Source organism: Chromobacterium phragmitis (assembly GCF_003325475.1).
GTDB classification, from domain to species: Bacteria; Pseudomonadota; Gammaproteobacteria; order Burkholderiales; family Chromobacteriaceae; genus Chromobacterium; species Chromobacterium phragmitis.
This window is the reverse complement of sequence record NZ_CP029495.1, coordinates 750,668-776,964: the sequence shown is the minus strand read 5'-3', so window position 1 is coordinate 776,964 and position 26,297 is coordinate 750,668. Positions and strand designations below refer to the sequence as shown.

The window sequence follows — 26,297 nt, the reverse complement described above, 5'->3', positions numbered from 1 at the left end:
TACTGGAATGTATTAGACTTATCCACAGCCACCCCTAGACGGAAGTGGCTTTCCTCCCTGGGTAAAATTCAACGCGCAGAGTTGGGTAATATCGGACGCGCAGCGGACACTTCGGGACAAGAAAGCTTTTCGATTCGATTGATGGTCAGTGGAACGCGTGCCATGCGAAGCCCTACATTCTAAGTTGTAGGGTTATTGTAGGGCGTTGTGATGCCTTTAGGTCAACATCTATCGTCTATTTTATTTTTCATATTCTACATTTTTTCATTGAAAACAAGTATTTGTGTTTGTTTTGTCAGCGGGTGTCTATGCGTTGGTATGCTTTAAATTTAGGACTCATAATCCGTTGGTGCGGGGTTCGACTCCCCGGGGGCCCACCAGACAATCAAGGGGTTGCGCGCGAGCGCAACCCCTTTTGCGTTGTCTGGTGCATCGGCTGGTTTGCCTTCCATCTGGAAGCCGTGTCTTCGCTTTCCTCTGCCGCACGGCGATTCTCTTTCACATAGGCTGCATTTCACGGTCGATGGCCCGCCAGATCGGCGCGCAAGTTGGCCTGCGATGAGGCGCCCGCCGTCAGATTGCGGGGCGCGCCGCGACAAACTGTCATCAAAATGATGGGGGGCCGGCAATGCGAGCATGGATACTGCCGGCATGCCTGGCCGCGGCGAGCCTGCAAGCCGCCGCTGCGGGATGCGAACTGCAGGCGGGCAGCGGCTTGCTGCGGATTTCTTTGCTGGAAATGTACACCTCTGAGGGCTGCAGCAGTTGTCCGCCGGCCGAGGCCTGGCTGTCGGGCCTGGCGGCCGCGGGATTGGACGCGTCGCGGGTGGTGCCGCTGGCTTTTCATGTCGACTATTGGGACGAACTGGGCTGGCGCGATCGACTGGCCAGCCCGGACTATTCGCGGCGGCAGCGTTGGCGAGCGGCGCAGGCGGGCTCGCCGCTGGTGTACACGCCGCAGTTGCTGCTCAATGGCCGCGACTGGCGTTTTGCCGGCTATGACGGCTTGCGCGCCAGCTTGCCGGGCGACAAGGCGTCGGCCGGTTTGCGCTTGCGCGGGAGACGTGCGGGCGATGGCGTCGACATCGAGGTGGAGACGAGTCTTCCGCTCGGCGCGCCGCCGCTGCGCTTGATGCTGGCGGTATTCGAGGATGGCCTGAGCAGCCAGGTCAAGGCGGGGGAGAATGCCGGCCGGCTGTTGCGTCATGACGCGGCGGCAAGAGGGGTGGCCGGGCCGTTCGCGCTGGCGGGCGGATCGGAGACGTTGCGGACTCACCTTTCCTTTGCCTCCGGGCAGGACGGAAGCAAGAGTGGCGTGGCTGTCTGGCTGGAGGATGGACAGGGACGGGTGAGGCAGGCGCTGGCCGCCCGCTGCGCAGGTGGCTGAATAGACAGGTGCGCTTTCCTCCGGGAATGCCGATCCTATGCGGGGTCCAGCCGCCGATATTCGCGGAATGGATAGTCGTCCCATCAGCAAAAGGAGCCTGCATCATGTCGCCAGCCGAAGCCCGCAGCATTGTGGAAGCGCTTGCCACGGGAGTGGACCCGTTCAGTGGCGAGCTGTTGTCTCAGCTAGCCGTTCTGCGTCGTCCGGAAGTGGCTCGCGCGCTGTTTCTGGCCAGCCGCGCGCTGGAGGCCGCGCCGCGGGACGCGCCGGCGCGGGAGCCCGAGGGTGGAGCCTGGGCCGATGCTTTGCCGCCGGTGCCTAGGGCGCGCGGCGAGCGTCGTCCGCGCGCGCTGGCGGCTTGATCCCGCCGGATGGAAAACGGGGCCGTCGGCCCCGTTGGTTTTGTCCGCCCCTATAGCGCGGCGGAGGGCGACATGCCCTTGGGCAGCAGCAGCCACATGCTGCCTTGCTGCTTCATCCGGCCGGCGTACATGCCGGCTTCGGTGCCGTAGCCCCAAAACAGGTCGGCGCGCAGCGCGCCCTTGATCGCGCTGCCGGTGTCTTGGGCGTTGACCAGCCGGACCAGCGGCTCGCTGGAATGGGGCCAGGTGGTCGACAGGTAAACCGGCGCGCCCAGAGGGATGTAGCGCGGGTCCACCGCGATGCTGTAGCCGCCGGTCAGCGGCACGCCCAGCGCGCCGATCGGCCCGCCGTTGTCGCCGGGCAATTGCTTGAAGAAGATGTAGCTCTGGTTGACCGCCAGCAGCTCGTCGCGGCGCTGCGGGTTTTTCGCCAGCCAGTCCTTGATCCCCTGCATCGACGCCTGCCCCAGCGTCATTTCGCCCTTGTCCACCAGCCATTTGCCAATCGACTGGTAGGGATAGCCGTTCTGGTCGGCGAAGCCGACGTGCAGGAAGCTGCCGTCATCCAGTTGGATGCGGCCGGAGCCCTGCACCTGCAGGAAGAACAGCTCCACCGGGTCCTCAACCCAGGCGATCACCGGCGCGCTGCCGGCGATGCTGCCCTGGTTGATCTGGCCGCGGGTGAAGTAGGGCAGCAGGCGGGAGCCGGACAGTCTGCCCTTCATGCGGATGCCGCGCGGGTCGGCGGGGAAGTCGGCCGGGTTGATCTCGATATTGCCGCCTGCTGCCAGCGCCAGCCGGCCGGGCCCCGTCTGTTTGGCGCGCAGCACGCCGCGATTGCGCTGGCTCATCGGCACGTCGACGCTGACCATGTCGCGCGGCGCGCCGTAGACCGGCCACGGCGTGCGGTCGGAGCGGTTGAGGCTGCCGTTGAGCAGCGGCTCGTAGTAACCGGTGATCAGGCCGCTGTCGCGGCTGCCGTCGCGCAGCTTCCAGGCGGTGAAGCGATTTTCGAAGAAGCGGCGCGCGGCGTCGGCATCCTTGTCCGCCAAGGTACCGGCTTCGCGGCAGATGGCGCTCCAGGCGGGCTTTTTCTGCAGGGTGCGGCAGCTTTGGCGCAGGCCCAGCAGAGAGTCGCCGATAGCCTGCTCGTTCCAGGCGGGCAGCGCCGAGGGACTGGCGCTGTCGGCGCCGGAAATGCCGGGGGAGGGACGGGATGGCGCGACGGACGGGGTGGTGCCGCAGCCGGCAAGTGCCAGCAAGGCCAGCCACAGCGGCCAGCTTTTCTTGAACGGTGTCTGCTTCATGCTTGGGGCCGAATGGCCTTTCCGTGATAGATGGTCTGGATTGTAACCTGATGAGCGGCCGGCCGTGGCGGCCGGGGAGCGTGATTCATGGAGCCGAAACAAAACTGAAAAGTTTCATCGCTAACATGGGCGGGTTCCATGGAGATGGCCAAGGGCGAGGATGCCGGGCGGCCGTGGTCGCGAGAAACTGGAGAGAACGATGAAACGAGTTGCAAGCCAAACCCTGTTGCTGGCCGCGCTGGCCCTGTCCGGCGCTTTCGCCGCCCACGCGGCTTACGCCGAAGACGCCGCCGTCGCCGCGCCGACCGACGAACAACTGGCCGTCAGCGTCAAGCAGGCGCTGGACGCGGAGCCGGACCTGAAGCCGCTGGACCTGAAAGTGTCCGGAAAGAAGGGCGAGATCACCATTGAAGGCGCGATGAGCGACGATCAGCAGATGTTCAAGGCAGGCCAGGTGGCAGAAAAGGTGCCGGGCGTGAAGTTCGTCATCAACAAGATGGAACAGAAGAGCTGAGTCCGGTTCGGATCGGACGCAGCGAAGACAAAGCCGGGTTTGTCCCGGCTTTGTCGCATTCGGCGTTCAGGATTCCAGGGCCAGCAATTCCGCCATGGTCTGGCGGCGACGGATCCGGCGGACCTCGCCGCCATCCACCAGCACCTCGGCCAGCAACGGCCTGCTGTTGTAGTTGGACGACATGGTCGCGCCGTAAGCGCCGGCGTCGTGGAATACCATCAGATCGCCGACTTGGGCCGGCGGCAAGGAGCGGGTTTCCACGGTGCCGCCTTCCTGCTGGGTGAACACGTCGCCGGATTCGCACAGCGGGCCGGCCACCACGGTGTCGACGGCGCCGGTTTTTTCATCGCCTTCCGCATCCAGCAGCGAGATGTGATGATAGCTGCCGTAGAGCGATGGCCGCATCAGGTCGTTGAAGCCGGCGTCCACCAGCACGAAATGGCGGCTGCCCATATTCTTCACCGCGCGCACTTCGGCCAGCAGCGCGCCGGATTCGGCCACCAGGAAGCGGCCGGGCTCGATCTCCAGCCGCACCGGGTGGCCCAGTTTGGCGGCGATGCGCCGGCGAGCGGCGTCCCACAGCTGGAAATAGTGATCGGTGTCGATGCGCGCGTCGCCGTCGCGATAGGGAATGGACAGGCCGCCGCCGGCGGAAATGGCCTCGATGTCGCAGTCCAGCTTTTCCACCAGCGCCGCCATCGCGCCGCAAACCTGCTCCAGATGGCCGTAGTCGACGCCGGAGCCGATATGCATGTGCACGCCCACCAGCCGCAGCTTGAACTGGCGGATGGTCCGCAGTGCTTCGTCCAGGTCGCCATGCCAGATGCCGTGCTTGCTGTTCTCGCCGCCGGTATTGGTTTTCTGGCTATGGCCATGGCCGAAGCCAGGGTTGACGCGCAGCCATACCGGATGGCCGGACGCGGCTTCGCCCAACTGGCGCAGCATGTCGATGGAGCCGGCGTTGACTGGTATGCGTTCGGCGACCACCCTGGCCAGCGTCGGGCGATCCAGCACGTCGGCGGTGAACACGATGTCCGCCTCTTCGCCGCCGCCTTGATAGCCGGCGGCCAGCGCGCGTTCGATCTCGCCCAGCGATACCGCGTCCACCTTGACGCCCTCGGCGCGCATCAGCCGCAGGATGTGGGTGTTGGAGTTGGCCTTCTGCGCGTAGCGTATGGTGTCGAAGGCTTTCAGCTCGGCGATGCGCTGCCGGATGGTGCCGGCGTCGTAGACCCACAGCGGGGTGCCGTGCCGGCGGGCGATGTCGGCGAGCTGGCGGTTGTCGAAAGCATGCATGGGTCAGGTTCCGCGGAATGTTTGCCTACATGATCCGTCGCGCTGACTAAAAAATAAAATAGCAATTTATGGAATGTCCTTTCATTTATGATATGGATTGGATGTTATGAACGGGGATGGCCATGTCCATCAATCTGCGCCATATCGAAGTGTTTCGGGCCGTGATGACCAGCGGCAGCGTCAGCGGCGCGGCGCGCTTGCTGCATACCTCGCAGCCCACGGTCAGCCGCGAGCTGTCTCGCTGCGAGCGGCTGTTGGGCCTGGTTCTGTTCGAGCGCGGCCATGGACGGCTGCGGCCCACCCAGCAGGCGCTGCAGCTGTTCGCCGAGGTGGAGCGCAGCTTCGTCGGACTGGAGCGCATCGTCGCCAGCGCCGCGGGGCTGAGGCAGTTCGCCGGCGGCCAGGTTGCCGTCACCTGCCTGCCGGTGTTCGCGCAGTCCTTGCTGCCCGCCGCTTGCGCCGACTTCATCGCCGATTTTCCCGACGTGGGCGTGGATATCAGCCCGCAGGAGTCTCCGTGGCTGGAGGAATGGCTGGCGGCGCAGCGTTTCGATCTGGGCCTGACAGAGCAGCAGCAGGCGCCGGCAGGCTGCCAGGCGCAAGCCCTATGGCAGGGGGATGAGTTGTGCGTGTTGCCGGCGGGGCATCCGCTGGCGGAAAAGCGCCGCCTGGAGGCGCGCGATTTCGCCGGCCAGTCCTTCATCAGCCTGGCCGCCAGCGACAGCTACCGGCAACAAGTGGATGCCTGGTTCGCGCGAGAGGGCGTGGCGCGACGGCTGCAGCTGTCCAGCCACAGCGCGGCTTCGGTGTGCGAGATGGTCAGGCTGGGATTGGGCGTGGCCATCGTCAATCCGCTGACGGCGCTGGCGGAGGCGGAAAGCGGACTGGCGGTGAGGCCGCTGGCCGAGTCGATACCCTTCAGCGTGCAACTGGTGACGCCGCAGTTTCGTCCCGCGTCGCCGTTGCCGCTGCGTTTCATGGATGCTTTGCGGCGTCAGGTGGCGGCGCTGAATGGGCGTTTGGAGGCGTTGAGGGATGGGAAGATGTTGGATTGATATAAAAGCAATTAAATTGCTCATATATGTCAAATGGTGGATTATGTTTTTTGTTATGACGGATTTATGGAGATTGTTTTCATAAGTTTCCGTCGCATTTTCGAATCCTACTCTTGCTATGCGGGTATTTGGCCGTCTATCGAGGCTGACAGGATTGACAGGTGCGACAACTTGGTTCATCAATAGTTCCTGGATGCTATCTTTCGTAGAGCAAAAGCGCTATTTCTGGTTGCTATGCGAGCGATGGCAAGAATTTGCCTTATTTTTCAGTAGTGACCACTGTCTGTCTCACCCTGGCGTGACTGGCGATGGCCGGCGCCAGTGGCGTTTGTCTTTCGTCATTCCGCCATGCAGGAACTTTTCCTGGGTCCGCGGCAGTTCTGATTACAAGGAACCCAACATGACGACGACTGCGCTCAATCCCTTGCGCCAGCCCAAGCCGTTTTATCTGATCTTTTCGATCGAATTCTGGGAGCGTTTCGGCTTCTATGGCCTGCAGGGCATCCTGGCCGTCTACCTGGTGAAGGCCCTGGGCCTGCGCGAAGCCGAATCCTTCACGCTGTTTTCTTCCTTCATCGCGCTGGTGTACGGCCTGATCGCCGTCGGCGGCTGGCTGGGCGACAAGGTGCTGGGCACCAAGCGCACCATCCTGCTGGGCGCGCTGGTGCTGACCGCCGGCTATGCGATGGTGACCGCGTCGGCCGACCACATCAGCCTGCTGTATCTGGGCATGGGCACCATCGCGGTGGGCAACGGCTTGTTCAAGGCCAATCCGTCGTCGCTGCTGTCCAAGTGCTACGAGGAGAACGACCCTCGCCTGGACGGCGCCTTCACCATGTACTACATGGCGATCAACATCGGTTCGCTGCTGTCCATGCTGGCCACGCCGTGGCTGGCCGACAAGTTCGGCTACGCCCATGCCTTCGCGCTGTCGGTGGTGGGCATGCTGATCACCGTCGCCAACTTCATCCTGATGCAAGGCTGGGTGAAGGATTATGGTTCCGACGCCGACTTCCGCAAGCCCAAGCTGTCCACCTGGCTGGCGGTGCTGGCCGGCGTGGTGGTCGCCTGCGGGTTGGCGGCATTGCTGCTGAAGCATGAGATCATCGCCAACGTGGTGCTGGCGGTGCTATCCATCGGCGTGGTGAGCTTGTACGTCAAGGAAACGCTGCAGCTGAAGGGCGCGGAGCGCAAGAAGATGATCGTGGCCGCCATCCTGATGCTGCAGGCGACCGTGTTCTTCGTGCTGTACAACCAGATGCCGCTGTCGCTGAACTTCTTCGCCATCCACAATACCGAGCACACGCTGTTCGGCATTCCGGTGCAGCCGGAGCAGTTCCAGTCGCTGAACCCATTCTGGATCATGCTGGCCAGTCCGCTGCTCGCCCTCTGCTACAACAAGCTGGGCAACCGCCTGCCGATGCCGCATAAGTTCGCGATCGGCATGGTGTTGTGCGCCGGCGCCTTCCTGGTGCTGCCGCTGGGCGCCAAGTACGCCAACGCCCAGGGCCTGGTGTCCTCCAACTGGATGGTGTTGAGCTATCTGCTGCAGAGCGTGGGCGAGTTGCTGATTTCCGGCCTGGGCCTGGCGATGGTGGCGCAACTGGTGCCGCAGCGCCTGATGGGCTTCATCATGGGCGCCTGGTTCCTGACCTCGGCCGCGTCGTCGGTGATCGCCGGCTGGGTGGCGGGCCTGACCGCCGCGCCGGACAACGTCACCAGTCCGCTGGCCACGCTGGAGATCTATAGCCGCGTGTTCACCCAGATCGGCGTGGTGACCGGCGCGATCGCGCTGCTGACCATCATCATCGCGCCGTGGCTGCACCGGATGACGCTGGACGAGAAGCCGGAGCATCCGGAGCACGAAATGGCGCTGGACGCGCGCTGAGCGCGGCATCCGCCAAACAGCAACGGGGGCCGGTTCGGTCCCCGTTTTGCTTGCCTAGCCGCCCAGCCGGCGGCTCCAGTCTTCCAGCTGGCCGCTTTCCAGCCGTTTCTCGATCAGCTGCCGCCAGGACTCCACCAGCGGCAGCTTGGCCGCCTCCAGCAGCAGAGGCCGCTCCAGTCCGCGCTGGTAGAACACTTCGATCAGCCGCGCCAGCGTCCATTCCGGATGCGGGCGGGCCTGCAGGCGGATGTCGTCTCCGGCGCCGACGTCGCCCTCGCGCAGCACCCGGCAGTACCAGCCGGTGCGGCCGCTGTCCTGCAAGCGTTTGGCCATGTCGCGTTGGTCGAAGCGGTGATTGAGCTTCCAGCAGGGCTGGCGGCCCTGGGAGATCTCCAGCACCGCGGTGCCGATAGCCAGCTGGTCGCCCAGGCACAGCGTGGTCTCGTCCATGCCCAGCGTGCTGAGGTTTTCGCCGAATCCGCCGGGTTGCTCCAGCGCCGGACGCGGGCCGATTTCGTCGCGCCAGCGGGCGTAATGCTCGAAGGCGTAAAGGTGCACCGCCTTGTGCGGGCCGCCGTGGTAGCGCGGGTCGCCTTGCTCGTCGCCGTCCAGTCCCAGCGCGCCCACGGATGCGCGTCCCGCCAGCGGTTGCTTGGCGATGGCGCTGAGCGCGCCGGGGCGGACATAGGGCACGGCCCTGCCGGTCAATACCGCCAGCACGCTGCCGATGACGGTTTCCCGACTCATTCCGCCAGCTCCACCACCACCCGCTTGTTGCGCGCGCCCTTGCTTTCTATCTTTTTCACCCGCACCCGGCCCACTTCGCCGGTGCGCGCGACATGGGTGCCGCCGCAGGGTTGCAGATCCACGCCCTCCACCTCGATCAGCCGGATTTCCGGCAGGTGCAAGGGCGGGGTCACCGACATGGTGCGGATCAGCTCGGGCTGGGCCTTCAGGGCTTCGCCGCTGGTCATCTTTACGGCGAGGGGCAGGTCGGCGGCCACCAGCCGGTTCAGCTCGGCCTCGATCTGTTCCTTGTCCAGCTCCATGCCCTCCGGCAGCGCGAAATCCAGCCGGCCGGACTCGGCGGTCATGTTGCCGCCGGTGACGCCGGCTTTGATCACCACGCCCAGCAAGTGCAGGCAGGTGTGGATGCGCATGTGGCGGTGGCGGCGTTCCCAGTCCAGTTCCAGCGTCACCTCGGTTCCCGGCGCGAGACGGGCATCGCCCTCGGTCTGGTGAAGAATGACGCGGGTGTCGCGGTCGCGGCGAGTGTCGGCGATGCGCAGCGTCGAGCCGTCGGCCAGCGTCAGCGTGGCGCTGTCGCCGGGCTGGCCGCCGCCCAGTGGATAACACAGCGTGTCCTCCAGCACCAAGCCCGCATCGTCGTGGCGCAGCGCGCGGGTGGCGAGGCGAGTTTGATAGGCGTTGCTATAGAAGAATTCACTCATTCATATCTCCAATATTCAATATTCATAATGAACTTTGTTTAATAAATCTAATCATTAAGCGGGTTGGGCACGAGTTGCCATCTTTAGAACTATCGATTCGCCGACTTCATGCTTACTCTACAAGATTTGTCTTACCCACCGAAGGGTTTCTCCATCGGCAATCCCGATGACGCCGATTTTTATCGCGCTTTTTCCGATGAGGGCATGCCGGGCTTTCATCATGGCTTTTTCGTCGCCGAGCGGGAGGGGCGGCGTGTGTGCTGCATCCCTTACTTTGTGACCGATTTGCAATTGAACACCCTGTTGCCCAAGGGGCGACTGTTCTCCTGGTTGCCCAAGTGGAGCGTGCCAATGGCTTGCGTGGGCAACCCGGTGGCGGATTTGGGACGGGTCGAGGGGGAACTGACTCCTGAGATCGTCGAACTGGTGACGCGGAGGCTGGAAGAAAAGGGAAGTTTGGTCGCCTGGAAAGGATTCGGCGAGCGGCTGCCATTGGATGGCTACGCCAAGGCGAAGGGCTTGCCGGTTCCCGTCATCCGGCTGGACGGCGATTATTACGGCTCGTTGAAAAGCGACCGCCGCAATTTGCTCAAGCGAAAATTGAAGAAAGCCGCGGGTTTGCGTTACGAGGTGGTGGAGGGTTTGCCGACAGAGCTGCTGGACAGGATTTACGCGCTTTACTTGCAGACCTGGGAGAAGGCGCCGCTGAAGTTTGGCAGGCTGGAGCCCGATTACTTCGTCCGCACCAGCGGCGGCAGCACCTATTTGCTGTTTTATCTCGGGGATGAGCTGATCGGTTTCAACCAACTGCTGGGCAAGGGCGAATCGATGATGAATGTCTTTGTCGGCATGGATTACGAGCATGCTCATGATCATGGGCTGTATTTCGCCATGTTCATCCGCTCTGTCGAGGTCGCCCAGGCGCGGGGCTGCGCGGAGATCGAGCTAGGCTCTACTTCCTATGAGTTCAAGCGCATCCTCGGCGCGCGCCCTCTGGCGGTCTGGAATTATTTCCGCCATCGCTCGAAGCCGATGAACTGGCTGCTGTCCCGTTGCGCCTCTCTCCTCGAGCCGTCTGCGGAGGAGCTGAAATAGGGCCTTGTCTAGCCATGGCGGAGCGCCGATAATCGCCGCCAATCGATTTTCAAAGCCGTTAGCCATGCAAAGACACAATCTGGAACACTATAGTCCGCCGCCGGACACCGGCCTCAATGTGGTCTACGCCGACGACTGCCTGCTGGTGCTGGACAAGCCCAGCGGCCTGTTGTCGGTGCCTGGGCGGGGCGAGGACAAGGCCGACTGCCTGATCAGCCGCGCGCAGAAGGTCTATTCCGACGCGCTGACCGTGCACCGCCTGGACATGGACACCTCCGGCCTGGTGGTGATGGGCCGCGGCCCGGAAATGCAGCGCGCGCTGTCCATCGCCTTCATGGACCGCAAAGTGAAGAAGCGCTACATCGCGGTGGTGGACGGCATCGTGGAGAGCAATAGCGGCATCATAGACCTGCCGTTGATCATAGACTGGCCGAACCGGCCGCGGCAGAAGGTGGATTTCGACGAGGGCAAGGAAGCCATCACCCATTACCGGGTGATTCTGCGCGACACCGGCCGCAACATCAGCCGGGTGGAGCTGGACCCGCAGACCGGCCGCGCCCACCAGCTGCGCATGCATATGCTGCACCTGGAATCCGGCCACCCCATCCTCGGCGACACCATCTACGCGCCGCCGGAAGCGCTGGCCAAGGCGGACCGGCTGCTGCTGCACGCGTCGCGGCTGGTGTTGCGCCACCCGGTGACGTTCGAGGAAATGGAGTTCGAGGCGCCGGCGCCGTTCTGAGGCCGGGGCTTGTCCGCAAAAAAAGGGATGCTCATTGGCATCCCTTTTGTTTTGGCCGATCGGGCCGCTTACTGCCGCGCGGTGCGGACGTTGTCGGTCGGCGCGGCGTCCGCATTGCTGCGCCATGGGTTGATGTCCAGGCCGCCGCGGCGGGTGTAGCGGGCGTAGACAGTGAGCTTCTCCGGCGCGCAGGCGCGCAGCACGTCGACAAAGATGCGCTCCACGCACTGCTCGTGGAATTCATTGTGCTGGCGGAAGCCGATCAGGTAGCGCAAAAGCGCTTCGCGATCGATCTTCGGTCCGGTGTAGCGGATGGACACGCTGCCCCAGTCCGGCTGGCCGGTGACCAGGCAGTTGGATTTCAACAGATTGCTGCACAGCGTTTCGCTGACGATGTCGGCGGCGTCGGCCTTGAGAACCTCCGGGCAAGGCGCGTAGCGGTCGACCTCGATGTCCAGCTCGTCGATGCACTCGCCGGCCAGTTCGCGCACCTGTTCGGCGGCGAAGGCCTGGGGCAGGGCGATGGAGACCGAAACCTCCGCGCCGGCGGCGGCGGACAGGTCGCGCGCCAGTTGGGCTGAGAGGGCGTCGACGCCGTCCATCCGCGTTTGGTTGTAGCTGTTCAGGTAGAGCTTGAACGACTTGGACTCGATCAGCCTGGGGCTGGCCGCCGGGATGCGGAAGGTGGCGATGCCGACCTGCGGCTTGCCGCGGGCATTGAGCCAGGACAGCTCGAAGCCGGTCCAGATGTCGACGCCGGCGAAGGGCAGCGCGGCTTCATCCACACCGATCTCGTCGCGCTTGGTCTTGCGCGCGATGGGGAACAGCAGGGAAGGATCGTACTGATCCTGGTAGCTGACAGTCTTGCCCAGCGGCGAGTGTTCAGGCGTCGTGGCGTGCGTGTTCATGATGGTTTCCTTTACAGCAGACCCTTGCGCCACAGCGCCATCAGGTCCATGGTCAGCGCGACGCTGCAATGCAGCGCCGCGCCCAGCCAGATTGATTTATAGCGGTAGCTGAGCAGGCCCAGCGCCGCGCCGGCGACGATGGCGGCCAGGCTCTCCAGCGCGGGTTTTTCGAAATGGATCATACAGTAGGGAATGATCATCACGAACACCGCCAGCCAGCCCAGCCTGGGCTTCAGCCCGTGCACCATATAGCCGCGGAAAAAGAATTCCAGCGCGGCGAATTGGGCGAAGTACAGCATTTCCCAGAGCAGCCAGTGCGGCCACAGCGCCTCTCCCGGGCTCAGCCGGAAGAAGGGATAAATGGCGAGAAAGCCCGGCTGCGCCGACGCCCTCCACACTAGGGGCAGCATCAGCGCGTAAAACAGCGGGAACAGCTTCAAGTCGGCACGCAGCGTGGCGCGGTCCGGCCAGGCGAGGCCGTAGTCGGACAGCTTCTCGCTTTTAAGCCGAATGTGCACCAGCGGCAGCAGAACATAACCGGCGATGCTGGCCAGCGCCCAATAGGCGGAGCGATACAGCTCGGTATGCGGGTTGTGGATCACCGCGGCGCGAAACCATTCCGCGGCGTCCGGCAGCCAGCGAGACAGCGCGGCCAGCATCCAGAAACGATTGGCCGGATACTGCAGCCAGACCATGCACAGGCTGCTGACCAGCAGCACGGCCAGCGCCTGGCGCTCGGCGACGGGCAGGGCCTTCAGCGCGGCGCGCATCCGTCAGGACTCGCGGCGCATGAAGTGGCGCGGACGGAAGCCCAGCGCGAATAGCGAGGCGAAGTAGACGGCGGCGCCGACGCCTACCAGCAGCAGCAGCCACAGCGCGCGTTGCCAAGCATGGCCGTGCCAGTCTATCGGCAGCCACCACTGGCAGGCCAGCAGCGCGGCCGCCATCGCCGCGATGGCGATGAAAAGCTTGGCGAGGAAGGGCTTCCAGCCGGCTTCCGGGCGGTAGATGCCGCGCTTGCGCAGCGTGTGGAGCAGCAGGCCGGCGTTGATGCAGGAGGCGAGGCCGATGGATAGCGCGAGCCCAGCGTGTTTCAGCGGGAAGACGAACATCAGGTTCATCACCTGGGTGGCGAGCAGCGTCATCATCGCAATGCGCACCGGGGTCTTGATGTCCTGGCGCGCGTAGAAGCCCGGCGCCAGCACCTTCACCAGAATGAGCCCCAGCAGGCCGATGGAATAGGCGATCACCGCCTGCTGCGACATCAACGCGTCGTGCGGCGTGAACTTGCCGTACATGAACATGGTGTAGAGCAGCGGGCCCGACAGCAGGCCGAGCCCGATGGTGGCCGGCACCGCCAGCAAAAGCGACAAGCGCATGCCCCAGTCCAACAGCACGCTGAACTCGGCGTCGGACTTGCTGGCCGCGTGCTTGGACAGAGACGGCAGCAGGATGGTGCCCAGCGCCACGCCCAGCACGCCGGACGGAAACTCCATCAGCCGGTCGGCGTAATACATCCACGACACGCTGCCGGTGGGCAGGAAGGAGGCGAAGGTGGAGTTGATCAGCAGCGAGATCTGCGCCACCGACACGCCGAAGATGGCCGGCCCCATCTGCTTGATCACCCGCCATACCTCGGGATCGCGGAAGGCGAAGACGGGCTTGGTCAGCATGCCGATCTGTTTGAGGAAGGGCAGCTGCCATACCAACTGGATCAGGCCGCCGACGAACACCGCCCACGCCAGCGCCATGATGGGCGGATGGAAGTAATGGGTGAAGGCCAGCGCGAACACGATGAAACTGAGGTTGAGAAAGGTGGGCGTGAAGGCCGGAATCGAGAATCTGCCCCAGCTGTTCAGGATGCTGCCGGTCATCGACGACAGCGAAATGAAGAAGATGTAGGGGAAGGAAACGCGCAGGATGTCGGCGAACAGCGCGGCCTTGGCCGGCTCGCGGTAGAAGCCGGGCGCGGAAATCCACATGATGGCCGGCGCGGCCAGCATGCCTATCGCCGTCACCAAGAGCAGCACCGAGCCCAGCACGCCGGTCACCTTGGCGACGAACTCGCGGGTTTCCTCGTGGGTCCGGTTTTGCTTGTATTCGCCCAGGATGGGCACGAAAGCCTGGGAGAACGCGCCCTCGGCGAACAGGCGGCGCAGCATGTTGGGAATCTTGAAGGCGGCGTTGAAGGCGTCGGCGGCCATGCCGGCGCCGAAAATGCGGGCGATCAGCGTGTCGCGCACCAGGCCGAGCACGCGGGATACCATGGTCATGCTGCTGACTGCAGCCAGGGCCTTGAGCAGGTTCATTGCTTTATTCGAGTGTCAGAGGCGTTGAGCAAGCCCGCTAGTTTACGCTGGCGGGATTCCTGTTGCAAAACCTGTGTTTAGGGCTTAGAATCGCGGGTTTCAGATTCCGCTATCAGGAGAAAGATTCATGGCTAACAGCGCACAAGCTCGCAAGCGTGCACGCACAGCCCTCAAGCAGCGCGCGCATAACGCCAGCCTGCGTACTGCGTTCCGTACCGCAGTGAAGAAAGTGCTCAAGGCAATCGAAGCCGGCGACAAGGCCGCCGCTCGCGTGGTGTTCCAGGCTTCCGAAAAAGTGATCGACCGCATCGCCGACAAGGGCGTGTTCCACAAGAACAAGGCCGCTCGTCACAAGAGCCGTCTGTCCGCTCAGATCAAGGCCATGGCCTAATCGATCGACAGCCCAGGCTGCAAGAATACGCAAAGGCTCCGCAACGCGGGGCCTTTTGTGTATCCGGCGCCCTCGCCGCGGCAACGCGGCGGGGGCGTTGTCCTTTCCGGCGTCGACAGGGGAGGGGGGCTTATGCATACTCGGGTCATTTCATCGGCATGAGTGAAGGGGCGCTTCGATGAAGACGGCAATCGCGGTCCGACATGTCGCATTCGAGGATTTGGGGTCTTTGCATCGCCAGCTGGAAATGCGCGGTTATCGCATCGAGTATCGAGAGGCCGGGGTGGACAGGCTGGACAGCCCGGCGCTGGAGCAGGTCGATCTGCTGGTGGTGCTGGGCGGGCCGATCGGCGCGGGCGACGAGGCGTTGTACCCTTTTCTCGCGCAGGAACTGCTGCTGCTCAAGCATAGGCTGCAGCAAAGGCGGCCGACGCTGGGCATCTGCCTGGGCGCGCAGTTGATGGCGCGGGCGCTGGGCGCGCGGGTGGCGCCGATGGCGGCCAAGGAAATAGGCTACGCGCCGCTGCGCCTGAACGATTTCGGCAGGCAATCGGCGCTGGCTCCGCTGGATGGCGCGGCGGTGCTGCACTGGCATGGCGACCAGTTCGCCATTCCCAAGGGCGCGCAATGCCTGGCCGGCAGCGATCGGTGTCCGCATCAGGCTTTCGCTGTCGACCATTACGCGCTGGGCCTGCAGTTCCACCTGGAAGCGGAGCCGTCGCAGTTGGAGCGATGGCTGATCGGCCACAGCGGCGAGCTGGCGGCGGCGGGCATCGACCCGCGCGCCTTGCGCGAGCAGAACCGCCGCCATGGCGAGGCGCTGCAGGCGCTGGCGGCGCAGGTGTTCACCCGCTGGCTGAACGCCGCCGGCGCCTGAGTTTTACAGCAGGCGCGCCGCCTGGCGCGCCATCTCGCCCTCCTCATCGGTGGGCAGCACGTAAGCCGGCAGCTTGCTGGCCATGGTGGTGAGCCGCCGCGCGTGGGACAGGTTGGCGGCGTGGTCCAGCTCGAAGCCCAGCCAGCCCAGTTGCTGCAGTATCCGGGCCCTCACCTCGGCTGAGTGTTCGCCTATGCCGGCGGTGAAGATCAACCCTTCCAGGCCGCGCATCGCCGCCGCCAGGCTGGCCACTTCCCGCGCGGCGCGGTAGCAGAACAGCTCCACCGCCTCGCGCGCGGCCGGCAGCTCGCTGGCCAGCAACTCCCGCATGTCGGCCGATACGCCGGACACGCCCAGCAGGCCGGAGTTTTTGTACAGCTCGCGCCGCACGTCCTTCACGCCCATGCCCTCATGCTCCTGCCAGTACAGGATCACTTCCGGGTCGATGCAGCCGGGGCGGCTGCCCATCATCAGGCCGTCCACCGCCGAGAATCCCATGCTGGAGGCCGCGCTTTTGCCGGACTCGATCGCGCAAGCGCTGGCGCCGCTGCCCAGGTGGCAGACCACCACCTTGCCGTGGGCCAGGCCCACCTCCGGCAAGCGCCGCGCGATGGCGGCGTAGGACAGGCCATGGAAGCCGTAGCGGCGCACGCCTTCGTCGTGCCAGTGGCGGGCGATGCCGAAACGGGTGGCTATCGTCGGCTGGTCGGCGTGGAAGGCGGTGTCGAAGCAGGCGAATTGCGGCAGCCGCGGGTCCAGCGCGCTGAAGGCGTCCACCACCTCCAGGCTGACCGGCTGGTGCAGCGGCGCCAGCGGAATGTAGTCATCCAGCGCCGCGCGCACCTCGGCGTCTATCCGGACCGGCTCGCGGAAACGGTTGCCGCCATGGACCACGCGGTGGGCCAGCGCCTGAGCCTCCAGGCCCTGGTCGGCCAGGCCGTTGAGCACCGCGGCCAGCGCGGCGGCGTGGCTGTCGTCCGCCAGGCCGCGCTCGGCCAGCGGCTGGCCTTTGGCGTCGGCCAGGCGCAGCCTGGCCTCCTTGCTGCCGAAGCGGTCCACCATGCCGCGGGCCAGCAGTGTCTGGCCATCCGGCGCGAAGGCGCGGAATTTCAGCGTGGAAGAGCCGGCGTTGATCGCCAGCAGGCAGCGGTTCATGGGCGGCCCCCGGCCTGGCGGCGCTGGTGGGCCAGCAGGCTGGCGATGGCGCTGGAGGCGAGGCGGCCGCTGGCGTCGTCGGCGCGGCTGGTCAGCACCATCGGCACCCGCGCGCCCATCACGATGCCGGCGGAGGCGGCCTGGGCGAGGTAGGTCAGCTGCTTGCCCAGCATGTTGCCGGCTTCCAGGTCCGGCACCAGCAGGATGTCCGGATCGCCGGCCACCGGCGAGACGATGCCCTTGCTCTGGGCGGCTTCCTTGGAGATGGCGTTGTCGAAGGCCAGCGGACCATCCAGGATGGCGCCGGTGATCTGGCCGCGCTCCGCCATCTTGCACAGCGCGGCGGCGTCCAGCGTCGAGCGCATGTCGGGGTTGATGGTCTCCACCGCGGCCAGGATGGCCACCTTGGGCTTGTCTATGCCCAGCGCGTGGGTCAGGTCGATCGCGTTCTGGCAGATGTCGCGCTTGGTCATCAGGTCCGGCTCGATGTTGACCGCGGCGTCGGTGATGAACAGATAGCGCGGATAGCTTTCCACCTTCATCACCCAGACGTGGCTGATGCGGCGGTCGGTACGGATGCCAGTGTCGCGCGCCAGCGCGGCGCTCATGAATTCGTCGGTGTGCAGGCTGCCCTTCATCAGGATGTCGGCGTAGCCGTCTCGGGTCAGCTGCACCGCGCGCTCGGCGGCGGCGTGGCTGTGTTCGGCGTCTATGCATTCGAAGCGCCGCAGGTCCACCTCCAGCTCGTCGGCCAGCTTCTTCAGGCGGGCCTGCGGGGCCACCAGGATGGGGGTGGCGATGCCGTTGTCGGCGGCCTCCACCGCGCCCAGCAGCGCCTCGCGGCTGCAGGGGTGGGCCACCGCCATCGGCAGGGCGCCCAGTTGCCGAGCCTGTTGCAGGATGTCGTCGAATGCGTGGGTATCGTGAATCATGCCGCTCTCCTCAAGCCTTGATGTGGTGTCCGCCGTCAACGTAGATGGTCTGGCCGGTGAGGCCGCTGGCGGCGTCGGATATCAGGAAGGCGCAGGTCATGCCGACTTCCTCTATCTCCACCAGGCGATTTTGCGGTGCGTGGGCGATGGCGTCTTCGATCAACTGGTCGAAATGGGCGATGCCGGACGCGGCGCGCGTCTTCAGCGGGCCGGGCGAGACGGCGTGCACGCGGATGCGCTTGGGGCCGAGGTCATTGGCCAGGTAGCGGGACACGCTCTCCAGCGCGGCCTTGACCGGGCCCATGATGTTGTAGTTTTCCACCACCTTGTCCGCGCCGTAGTAGCTCATGGTGATCAGGCTGCCGCCGTTTTTCATCAGCGGCTCAGCCAGGCGGGCCATTTCGATGAAGGAGTAGCAAGAGACGTGCATGGCCTGCTGGAAGCCCGCCAGCGAGCAGTCCACCACCCGGCCGTGCAGGTCTTCCATCGGACAATAGGCGATGGAGTGGACGATGAAATCCAGCCCTCCCCAGCGCTTTTCTATCTCGGCGAACACGCGTTCCAGCTGGCCGGGCTGCTCCACGTCCAGCGGCAGCACCAGGCTGGCCTGCAGCTGTTCGGCCAGCGGCCGCACGTATTTCTCGGCTTTGGCGTTGAGATAGGTGACCGCGCACTCGGCCCCCAGCTGGTGCAGCACGCTGGCGCAGCCGTAGGCGATGCTGTTTTCGTTGGCGATGCCGACGATGAGCCCTCTCTTGCCGGCGAGAATGTTGCGTATGCTTTCCATCTGACCTTCTTGGTAAACCATTTGGACCTCCGGGATAGCGTTGCAGGGCGGTGTTGCAGCAAAATGATTGAAAGTGGTTTTTGTATTGCCGTTTCAGTCGGATATAATGGCTGGTTTGCAGGCGGCGCACTTGATTTGAAAGCGGGCGGCCGCACCTGTACAGTCAGCCCTGTCCTGAGTTTAGTTCCGGATGTGGTGCAGTGCAGCAATCATGCGTATTATGCCATTGTGGTCAATTGGCGGGAAATTAAAGCTATGCCGATCTATGAATATCGTTGCGGCGCCTGCGGCGTCGCCAAGGAACACCTGCAGAAACTGAGCGACGCGCCGGTGGCCGCCTGTCCGGAGTGCGGCAGCGCGGACTACCGGAAGCAGCTGTCCGCCGCCGGCTTCCAGCTGAAGGGCTCGGGCTGGTACGCGACCGACTTCAAGGGCGGCTCGTCCGGCGCGTCCAGCGGAAGCGCTCCGGCCGCTGGCGGCCATAGCTGCGGCACCGGCTGCGGTTGCGACTGATGTCGGTTCCCCCGCAAATCAAGATGACCCTGAAGGGGTATCTGATCGCCGGCCTGCTGATCTGGCTGCCGTTGGCGATCACCCTGTGGGTGCTGAACCTGATCATCGGTTCGCTGGACCAGACGCTTAACCTGCTGCCTATGGAGTGGCGGCCCCAGCAACTGCTCGGCAGGGACATCCCCGGCCTCGGCGTGGTGTTCGCCGTGCTGGTGGTGATGGGCACCGGCATGCTGGCCGCCAACGTGCTGGGCCGTCGCCTGGTCGAGTTCTGGCATGGCTTGCTGTCGCGCACGCCGGTGGTCAATTCCATCTACAACAGCGTCAAGCAGGTCAGCGACACGCTGCTGTCCGATTCCGGCAACGCGTTCAAGAAGGCCCTCCTGGTGCGCTGGCCGCATCAGAACGCCTGGACCGTGGCTTTCCAGACCGGCGCGCCGGCCCAGGAAATCCTGCGCCACGCGGAAAAGGGCGAGGAACTGGTCAGCGTTTACGTGCCGACCACGCCCAACCCGACCTCCGGTTATTTCATCGTGGTGCCGCGCAGCGACACCCGCGAGTTGAACATGAGCGTCGACGAGGCGCTCAAGTACGTCATCTCCATGGGCGTGGTGGCGCCGAACCCGCCGCCGCAGGCTCAGCGCCCGCGTCTGAACGACGAACATAATCGGCAGGGCTAGGCCGTCACCCTGTCTAGCCCCTAAGCATGCCGCCCCTTGCGGGAATTTCGAAGAATTCAATCAAAAAGGTTTTACCCAATGCGCACCGATTATTGCGGACTCATCGACAAGAAATACCTCGGTCAAACCGTGACCGTCAAAGGCTGGGCCCATCGCCGCCGCGACCATGGCGGCGTGATCTTCATCGACCTGCGCGACCGCGAAGGCCTGGTGCAGGTAGTGATCGATCCGGACACCCCGGAAGCGTTCAAGCTGGCTGACAGCAGCCGCGGCGAGTATGTGCTGTCCATCAGCGGCATCGTGCGCGAGCGCCCGGCCGGCACCGCCAACAGCAAGATGATCTCCGGCGAGATCGAAATCCTGGCCAAGGAAATCGAAATCCTGAACGCCGCGGCCACGCCGCCGTTCCAGATCGACGACGAGAACCTGTCGGAAAACGTCCGTCTGACCAACCGCGTGATCGACCTGCGCCGCCCGGCGATGCAGAAGAACCTGCGCCTGCGCTACAAAGTGGCCATGGGCGTGCGCAACCACCTGGACAAGCAGGGTTTCCTCGACATCGAAACCCCGATGCTGACCCGCTCCACCCCGGAAGGCGCTCGCGACTACCTGGTGCCGTCCCGCGTGCATCCGGGCGAGTTCTTCGCGCTGCCGCAATCGCCGCAGCTGTTCAAGCAGCTGTTGATGGTGGCCGGCTTCGACCGCTACTACCAGATCACCAAGTGCTTCCGCGACGAAGACCTGCGCGCCGACCGCCAGCCTGAATTCACCCAGATCGATATCGAGACCTCGTTCCTGAACGAGGACCAGATCATGGACATCACCGAGAACATGACGAAGGAGATCTTCAGCGACGTGCTGGGCGTGACGCTGCCGACCTTCCCGCGCATGACCTACGCTGACGCCATGTTCTACTACGGCTCCGACAAGCCGGACATGCGCGTCAGCCTGAAATTCACAGAACTGACCGACGTGATGAAGTCGGAAGAGTTCAAGGTGTTCCGCGGCGCCGCCGACATGGCGGGTGGCCGCGTGGTGGCCCTGCGCGTGCCGAACGGCGCCGGCATCAGCCGCAAGGAAATCGACGACTACACCCAGTTCGTCTCCATCTACGGCGCCAAGGGCCTGGCCTACATCAAGGTCAACGACGCGACCAAGCTGAACGAAGAGGGTCTGCAGTCGCCCATCGTGAAGTTCCTGTCCGCCGACGGCATCAAGGCCATCATCGAGCGCACCGGCGCGCAAAACGGCGACATCATCTTCTTCGGCGCCGACAAGGCCAAGGTGGTGAACGAGGCGATCGGCGCGCTGCGCATCAAGATCGGCCACGAACGCGGCGAGAAGGATGGCTACTTTGTGCGCGAATGGCGTCCGCTGTGGGTGGTGGACTTCCCGATGTTCGAGCATGACGAGGAAGCCGACCGCTGGACCGCCTGCCACCATCCGTTCACCAGCCCGAAGCCGGGCCACGAGGACCTGATGGCCACCGATCCGGGCGCCTGCCTGGCCCGCGCCTACGACATGGTGCTGAACGGTTGGGAAATCGGCGGCGGCTCCATCCGTATCCACCGCGCCGACATTCAAGAGAAGGTGTTCGGCGCGCTGAAGATCAGCCCGGAAGAGCAGCAGAACAAGTTCGGCTTCCTGCTGGACAACCTGAAGTTCGGCGCGCCGCCGCACGGCGGTCTGGCTTTCGGTCTGGATCGCCTGGTGACGCTGATGTGCGGCGCGGAGTCCATCCGCGACGTGATCGCCTTCCCCAAGACCCAGCGCGCCCAGTGCCTGCTGACCAACGCCCCGAACGCGGTGGACGACAAGCAGCTGCGCGAGCTGAACCTGCGTCTGCGCCAGAAGGCCGAGCCGACTGCCTGATCCCTCCGGATCGCATAGAGAAAACGGACAGCTGGCTGTCCGTTTTTTTTCGCGCTGGCCCTGCCGACGGCCGTCGGCTTGAAACTTCGGCCGGCCATCCCCATCTGATTGGATAGTCCCCGCGCCGCCGGGGCGATGTCCGCGCGGCCGATTGCAAAACTTTATCGCAATGATATCGATTTACAATTTGCCGGGTCCGGACGCAGTGTTTTATAAAGCTCCGCAATCCGCGGCGTTTCCCGATGCCCGATCAGGGAAACGCTGTCATATCAAGACCTTTAAGGAGATCCAAATGGCCGTACTCGTTGGCAAGCAAGCCCCGTTCTTCGCTGGTGAAAAGACTTTCTCCGCTGTGCTGGGCAATGGCGAGATCGTAGACAACTACTCCTTCAAGCAAGCCACCGCCGGCAAGTACGCCGTGGTGTTCTTCTATCCGCTGGACTTCACCTTCGTCTGCCCGTCCGAGCTGATCGCCTTCGACCATCGCCTGGCCGAGTTCAAAGCCAAGAACGTGGAAGTGATCGGCGTGTCCATCGACAGCCAGTTCACCCACGCCGCATGGCGCAACACCCCGGTGGAAAAGGGCGGCATCGGCCAAGTGGGCTACACCCTGGTGGCCGACATCCAGCACGAACTGTGCAAGGCCTACGATGTTGAAGCCGATGGCGGCGTGGCTTTCCGCGGTTCCTTCCTGATCGACAAGTCCGGCGTGGTGCAGCACCAAGTGGTGAACAACCTGCCGCTGGGCCGCAACGTCGACGAAATGCTGCGCATGGTCGACGCGCTGCAATTCACCGAAGAGCACGGCGAAGTATGCCCGGCTGGCTGGAACAAGGGCAAGAAGGGCATGAAGCCGTCCGCTGAAGGCGTGGCTTCCTACCTGGCCGAGAACGCCAAGGACCTGTAATCCGCTGCTGAGTCAGGATTCCATCCGACGCCCCGCCCGCGCAAGCCGGCGGGGCTTTGTTTTATCGGTTCGGGGCATCCCCTATAAATACAGGGAGCGATAGCCAGGGGAGGGGGCGGTGCAAGCGAGCAGGCAGCGGATGATAGAGCGGGTGTCCAGGCTGCAGGCGATGCGCGCCTCCAGCGAGTGCCTGCCCTATGCCTTTCCCGGCGTGCTGGTGTTGCTGGCATTGCAATGGGGCCACGCGCCGACGACGGGCGTGCTGCGTTGGGGCATGTTGATCTATCCATTGCTGGCGCTGGAGTATCTGGTCGCCGTATTCGCTTGCCATTGCCGCGACGACGACGATCCCCAGGTGGATTTCCTGTATCGCTGCTTCAGCCTCAGCCTGTTCGCCACCGGCCTGGGCTGGGGCGGCTCTGCCTGGCTGCTGATGCGCGACGACGGCGTCACTTACGCGCTGGTGGTCGTGCTGTGGATGCTGGCGATCAGCGCGGTGCAGGGCGCGTTGCTGGCCGGGCGGCGCGGGCTGTTCTACTTGTTCGAGGGGCTGCTCTGGGCGGCGCTGCTGTCGCGGCTGTTCCTGTCGCGCGAGCCGCTGCTGCATTGGATCGGCTTGTCGGCCTTGATCTTCATCGCGGTGCTGCTCCAGTTCACCTCCAGGCTGCACCGCTTTCTGATGGAGTCGATCCGGCGGCGGGTGGACAACCAGTTGTTGTCCCAGCGCCTGGGGGAGGAGCAGGCGGTGCTCGACGATTGCAGCGTCCGGCTGGAGGCGCAGAACGCCGAGCTGGACGCCACCTTGCTGCGCATACGCGAGCTGGCGGTGCGCGATCCGCTGACCGGGGTGTTGAACATGCGCGCGGTGATGCCTGAGCTGGAGCGGCTGCAGCGGCGCGCTGAGGACGAGGGCTCGCCGTTCGCGCTGGCCATCATCGATCTGGATCACTTCAAGCGCATCAACGACGATTGCGGCCATCCGGCAGGCGACGAGGTGCTGCAGAGGCTGTGCCGGCTGGTCGAGTCGCGGCTGGGCCACGGCGAGGTGTTCGGCCGTTACGGCGGGGAGGAATTCCTGCTGGTGGCGCCGGACTGTAACGGCGGCGTGCATTTCCAGCGCATGAACGCCTTGCGCGCCGATGTCGCCGACCATGGCTGGTCCGATCTGGTCGGCGAGCTGTCGGTGACCATTTCCTGCGGCGTGTCCAGCTGGCGGCCGGGCTCGGACCTGAACGGCATGCTGCAGCGGGCCGACCGCGCGCTGTACGTGGCCAAGGCGCAGGGGCGCAACCGGGTTTGCCCGGAGCGGGAGGCGACATGAGGCCGGCCGAGCGTGCGCTTCCGCCCTTCGGCCGCCAGGAGGCCGAACTGGCGCGGGAAATGGCGGGCATGCTGCGCCTGTCCGTCTGGCACGCCTTCGTCGCCATCCCCTTTTTCGTGTGGCTGATGCACCCGCAGGTGCCGCTGTGGCGGGGGGCGGCCTGGGCGGCCGTCTTTCTGGCGGTGGAGCTGTGGCTGGCGGCGCTGAGCGCCAGCTTCGGCCGCACGCCCCAGTCGCTGTGGCAGACGCGGGCGCGCTATCTGCCGCTGCGGGAAGCGATGCTGGCCAGCAGCCTGGCCTGGGCGTCGATGATGTGGCTGATGCTGCCCGACGCGGAGGGGCCGTACCGGCTGGTGACCATCATGTGGCTGGTGGGCGCGTTCGCGCTGGTTTGCCTGTTGCTGGCGCCTTGCCGCGATTTGCAGCGCGGCTACATCGTCGGCTACTGGGCGTATCCGCTGTACCGGCTGCATCAGGAGGGCGGCAGCCTGTATCTGGCTATCCTGATCGGCTGCGCGATCTACATCCTGGTGCAGTGGGAGTTCCTGCAGAGCTTCAATCGCCAGCTGCAGGACACCGCCACCCTGAGCGAGCGCAACGAGGCCATGCTGGCCTCGGTGCGGGCGCTGCATCGCGAGAGCATGGCGAAGAAGGCGTTGCTGGAGGAGCGGCAGCAGGTATTGCAGAGCGCCTTGCGCCAGATGCGGCGGCTGGCGGAGAGCGACGCGCTGACCGGCTGCTACAACCAGCGCGCGCTGAGAGAGCGGCTGGACCGCTGCGCGGAAGCCAGCTTGCTCAGCGACCGGCCCTGGTCGCTGGCGATGCTGGATCTGGACCATTTCAAGCAGGTGAACGACAACTACGGCCATCAAGTGGGCGACCGCCTGTTGTGCCAGGCGGCGCGGCTGTTCGAAAGCCTGTTGCCGGAAGGGGCGGTGCTGGCGCGTTACGGCGGCGAGGAGTTCGCGGTGCTGGCACCGGAGATGGAGGGCATGGCCCTGCTCAGCCTGATGGAGGAGGCGCGGACCCTGCTGTGCACCACCAGCCTGGAGGGGCTGCCGGTGGGCAAGGTGCAGACGGTGTCGATAGGCGTGGCCGGCTGCCGGCCAGGGGAGCCGGTGCGGCAATGCTTGAAGCGCGCCGACGTCGCGCTGTATCGGGCCAAGCAAGGCGGCCGCAACCGCGTCCGCCTGGCCGACGACGCCGAGCGCGGCTAGCCAGCTTCCGCGGCGGGCGCCAGCATGGCTTTCAGCGCGCCGTGCTGGATGGCCACGCTCAGGCAGGCGGCCAGCGCGCACAGCCACCACAGCGCGGCGCCGCCCAATTGGCCGTACAGCGCGGTGCCCAGCGCCGGCGCCACCAACGTGCGGCCGTTCCAGGCCGCGTTGTAGAGCCCCAGATAGCTGCCGCGCAGCCTGCCCTCGGAGCGATGCATCACCAGTTGCGCGTAGCAGGGGGACAGCAGCAGCTCGCCGAAGGTCAGCGTCACCATCATCAGCACCGCCCAGGCCGCGCCGTGGCCGGCGTTCAGCCACAGGAATGAGCAACCGGTCAGCAGCACGCCCAGCTGGGTGCTGCGCGCCAGGCCCCAGCGCAGGATGCGGCGGCTGATCGGGATCTGCAGCGCCACCACCATCAGGCCGTTGAGGGTGAACAGATAGCCCACCCACTCTGGTCCCAGCTGGTAATGCTCGCGCAGGAACAGCGCCAGCGTCACGTACATCTGATCGAAAGCCAGCGTGATCAGCACCAGCGCCAGAATGCTGCGCAGAAAGCTGGCGTCGCGCCAGGGACCATCCAGCTCGGCCTCGCTTTCCTCCGGGCGCTGCCGCGGCCGGGTGCTTTCCCGGCGGCGGCTGTAAGACCACGCCATCCAGACCGCGCCCAGCAACGTGCCGGCGGCGTTGGCCGCGTACACCCATTGATAGCCGTAGGCGGCGAGAAAGCCGCTGGTGATGCCGGCGATGGCGACGCCCAGATTGAACGCCACTCGCATCATGCCCTGGGCCACCGGCCGCTGTTGCGGCGTGCAAGGCTCCAGCGCCAACCGCTGGTTGACGGGGCGGAAGCCGCCGTCAGCCAGCCCGGACAGCACCAAGAGCGGCATGAACAGCCATACCGGAATCTGCAGCGCCAGCAAGGCCATGCACATTCCAGACAGCGCCAGAGACAGTACCGCCAGCGCGCGGCTGTCGAAGCGGTCGGTCAGGCTGCCGCCCTTCAGCGAGCCGGCCAGCATGCCCGCGCCGTAGAAAGCCATCAGCAGGCCGATCTGGTTGTAGGGCAGCTGGTAGTTTTCGCGCAGATAAAGCGGCAGGAACAGTTTGGAAATGCCGCCGACATTGTTGATGAAGCTGCAGACGACCTGGATGTAGACGCTGGGCGGCAGGCCGCGATAGGGGCCGGCGAGGCGGCGGAGCAAAGGTGTTTGGGGCATGGCGCGGCGGCGGCCGCCGGGCCCGGTTTCAGCGCGGCGATGAAACGCGGGCGGGCGGACTGCGGTATGATTATGCGATCCGCTTATTCTTCTATTCCTGACAATTAATAGTCA

The 26,297-nt window shown here is 64.8% G+C and carries 26 protein-coding genes; 15 read left to right on the top strand and 11 right to left on the bottom strand.

Going from position 1 to position 26,297, the window contains the following annotated elements:
• Positions 1-628 precede the first annotated feature (628 nt).
• Complete coding sequence (locus tag DK842_RS03875; protein ID WP_114060180.1) at positions 629-1,387, top strand: DUF1223 domain-containing protein; 759 nt, start codon at positions 629-631, stop codon at positions 1,385-1,387.
• Between the two features lie 104 nt (positions 1,388-1,491).
• Entirely contained in the window at positions 1,492-1,749 is a 258-nt protein-coding gene (locus DK842_RS03870; RefSeq protein ID WP_114060179.1) for a hypothetical protein, read from the top strand.
• 50 nt (positions 1,750-1,799) lie between these two features.
• On the opposite strand, the gene mltA is transcribed toward DK842_RS03870, so the two are convergent.
• Positions 1,800-3,056 carry a murein transglycosylase A gene (mltA, locus tag DK842_RS03865; protein WP_114060178.1) on the bottom strand — a complete coding sequence of 419 codons (1,257 nt, stop codon included), beginning with the start codon at positions 3,054-3,056 and terminating at the stop codon, positions 1,800-1,802.
• Positions 3,057-3,255: 199 nt separating this feature from the next.
• Between mltA and DK842_RS03860 the strand changes: the two genes are divergently transcribed.
• Positions 3,256-3,570, top strand: a complete 315-nt coding sequence (locus DK842_RS03860; protein ID WP_114060177.1) for a BON domain-containing protein — start codon at positions 3,256-3,258, stop codon at positions 3,568-3,570.
• 66 nt (positions 3,571-3,636) lie between these two features.
• Here DK842_RS03860 and lysA read toward each other — a convergent pair whose 3' ends face one another.
• The gene (gene lysA / locus DK842_RS03855; protein ID WP_114060176.1) at positions 3,637-4,866 is read right to left on the bottom strand and encodes a diaminopimelate decarboxylase; all 1,230 of its coding nucleotides are present in this window, start codon (positions 4,864-4,866) and stop codon (positions 3,637-3,639) included.
• Between the two features lie 122 nt (positions 4,867-4,988).
• Between lysA and DK842_RS03850 the strand changes: the two genes are divergently transcribed.
• Positions 4,989-5,921 (top strand): LysR family transcriptional regulator, encoded by a 933-nt coding sequence (locus DK842_RS03850; RefSeq protein ID WP_114063593.1) that lies wholly within the window; start codon positions 4,989-4,991, stop codon positions 5,919-5,921.
• A gap of 400 nt (positions 5,922-6,321) precedes the next feature.
• Positions 6,322-7,809, top strand: a complete 1,488-nt coding sequence (gene dtpA, locus DK842_RS03845; RefSeq protein WP_114060175.1) for a dipeptide/tripeptide permease DtpA — start codon at positions 6,322-6,324, stop codon at positions 7,807-7,809.
• A gap of 54 nt (positions 7,810-7,863) precedes the next feature.
• Here the strand turns inward: dtpA and DK842_RS03840 are convergent, their stop codons facing one another.
• Positions 7,864-8,556: an MOSC domain-containing protein gene (locus tag DK842_RS03840; protein WP_114060174.1), complete on the bottom strand. Its 693-nt coding sequence runs from the start codon at positions 8,554-8,556 to the stop codon at positions 7,864-7,866.
• Entirely contained in the window at positions 8,553-9,260 is a 708-nt protein-coding gene (locus DK842_RS03835) for an alanyl-tRNA editing protein (RefSeq protein WP_114060173.1), read from the bottom strand. Before DK842_RS03835 ends, DK842_RS03840 begins: the two co-directional genes overlap by 4 nt.
• A 108-nt stretch (positions 9,261-9,368) precedes the next feature.
• Here DK842_RS03835 and DK842_RS03830 point away from each other — a divergent pair, with 108 nt between their 5' ends.
• Complete coding sequence (locus DK842_RS03830) at positions 9,369-10,355, top strand: GNAT family N-acetyltransferase (protein ID WP_114060172.1); 987 nt, start codon at positions 9,369-9,371, stop codon at positions 10,353-10,355.
• A gap of 64 nt (positions 10,356-10,419) precedes the next feature.
• Positions 10,420-11,097 (top strand): pseudouridine synthase, encoded by a 678-nt coding sequence (locus DK842_RS03825; protein WP_114060171.1) that lies wholly within the window; start codon positions 10,420-10,422, stop codon positions 11,095-11,097.
• Positions 11,098-11,165: 68 nt separating this feature from the next.
• On the opposite strand, the gene queF is transcribed toward DK842_RS03825, so the two are convergent.
• From queF to murJ, 3 genes are read right to left on the bottom strand one after another with little or no spacing between them, the layout of a single operon-like run.
• Positions 11,166-12,005: an NADPH-dependent 7-cyano-7-deazaguanine reductase QueF gene (queF, locus tag DK842_RS03820; protein WP_114060170.1), complete on the bottom strand. Its 840-nt coding sequence runs from the start codon at positions 12,003-12,005 to the stop codon at positions 11,166-11,168.
• An 11-nt stretch (positions 12,006-12,016) separates the two neighbouring features.
• Positions 12,017-12,775, bottom strand: coding sequence for a CPBP family intramembrane glutamic endopeptidase (locus DK842_RS03815; protein ID WP_114060169.1), 759 nt, complete (start codon positions 12,773-12,775; stop codon positions 12,017-12,019).
• Positions 12,776-12,778: 3 nt separating this feature from the next.
• Positions 12,779-14,314, bottom strand: coding sequence for a murein biosynthesis integral membrane protein MurJ (gene murJ / locus DK842_RS03810; RefSeq protein WP_114060168.1), 1,536 nt, complete (start codon positions 14,312-14,314; stop codon positions 12,779-12,781).
• Positions 14,315-14,441: 127 nt separating this feature from the next.
• Here murJ and rpsT point away from each other — a divergent pair, with 127 nt between their 5' ends.
• Together rpsT and DK842_RS03800 are read left to right on the top strand one after the other, a co-directional pair.
• Complete coding sequence (gene rpsT, locus DK842_RS03805) at positions 14,442-14,705, top strand: 30S ribosomal protein S20 (protein WP_011137294.1); 264 nt, start codon at positions 14,442-14,444, stop codon at positions 14,703-14,705.
• A gap of 178 nt (positions 14,706-14,883) precedes the next feature.
• The gene (locus tag DK842_RS03800; RefSeq protein ID WP_114060167.1) at positions 14,884-15,582 is read left to right on the top strand and encodes a glutamine amidotransferase; all 699 of its coding nucleotides are present in this window, start codon (positions 14,884-14,886) and stop codon (positions 15,580-15,582) included.
• A 3-nt stretch (positions 15,583-15,585) separates the two neighbouring features.
• On the opposite strand, the gene DK842_RS03795 is transcribed toward DK842_RS03800, so the two are convergent.
• The 3 genes from DK842_RS03795 to fabI are packed head-to-tail and all read right to left on the bottom strand — an operon-like array spanning position 15,586 to position 18,477.
• The gene (locus tag DK842_RS03795) at positions 15,586-16,737 is read right to left on the bottom strand and encodes an acetate/propionate family kinase (RefSeq protein WP_114060166.1); all 1,152 of its coding nucleotides are present in this window, start codon (positions 16,735-16,737) and stop codon (positions 15,586-15,588) included.
• Positions 16,734-17,669, bottom strand: a complete 936-nt coding sequence (locus DK842_RS03790) for a phosphate acetyltransferase (RefSeq protein WP_114060165.1) — start codon at positions 17,667-17,669, stop codon at positions 16,734-16,736. The genes DK842_RS03795 and DK842_RS03790 overlap by 4 nt, the downstream gene beginning before the upstream one ends.
• Positions 17,670-17,679: 10 nt before the next feature.
• Positions 17,680-18,477: an enoyl-ACP reductase FabI gene (gene fabI, locus DK842_RS03785; RefSeq protein ID WP_232538586.1), complete on the bottom strand. Its 798-nt coding sequence runs from the start codon at positions 18,475-18,477 to the stop codon at positions 17,680-17,682.
• A gap of 234 nt (positions 18,478-18,711) precedes the next feature.
• Between fabI and DK842_RS03780 the strand changes: the two genes are divergently transcribed.
• The 6 genes from DK842_RS03780 to DK842_RS03755 all read left to right on the top strand — a co-directional run bounded on the left by DK842_RS03780 (position 18,712) and on the right by DK842_RS03755 (position 24,963).
• Entirely contained in the window at positions 18,712-18,969 is a 258-nt protein-coding gene (locus DK842_RS03780; protein ID WP_114060164.1) for an FmdB family zinc ribbon protein, read from the top strand.
• Entirely contained in the window at positions 18,969-19,646 is a 678-nt protein-coding gene (locus DK842_RS03775; protein ID WP_114060163.1) for a DUF502 domain-containing protein, read from the top strand. The genes DK842_RS03780 and DK842_RS03775 overlap by 1 nt, the downstream gene beginning before the upstream one ends.
• 78 nt (positions 19,647-19,724) lie before the next feature.
• A complete protein-coding gene (gene aspS / locus DK842_RS03770; protein WP_114060162.1) occupies positions 19,725-21,518 on the top strand; it encodes an aspartate--tRNA ligase in 1,794 nt (597 codons plus the stop codon).
• A 292-nt stretch (positions 21,519-21,810) separates the two neighbouring features.
• Entirely contained in the window at positions 21,811-22,425 is a 615-nt protein-coding gene (locus DK842_RS03765) for a peroxiredoxin (RefSeq protein ID WP_114060161.1), read from the top strand.
• A gap of 118 nt (positions 22,426-22,543) precedes the next feature.
• Positions 22,544-23,746: a GGDEF domain-containing protein gene (locus DK842_RS03760; protein WP_145963964.1), complete on the top strand. Its 1,203-nt coding sequence runs from the start codon at positions 22,544-22,546 to the stop codon at positions 23,744-23,746.
• A complete protein-coding gene (locus tag DK842_RS03755; protein ID WP_114060159.1) occupies positions 23,743-24,963 on the top strand; it encodes a GGDEF domain-containing protein in 1,221 nt (406 codons plus the stop codon). The genes DK842_RS03760 and DK842_RS03755 overlap by 4 nt, the downstream gene beginning before the upstream one ends.
• On the opposite strand, the gene DK842_RS03750 is transcribed toward DK842_RS03755, so the two are convergent.
• Complete coding sequence (locus tag DK842_RS03750) at positions 24,960-26,183, bottom strand: MFS transporter (protein WP_114060158.1); 1,224 nt, start codon at positions 26,181-26,183, stop codon at positions 24,960-24,962. The genes DK842_RS03755 and DK842_RS03750 overlap by 4 nt on opposite strands.
• Positions 26,184-26,297: the final 114 nt, after the last annotated feature.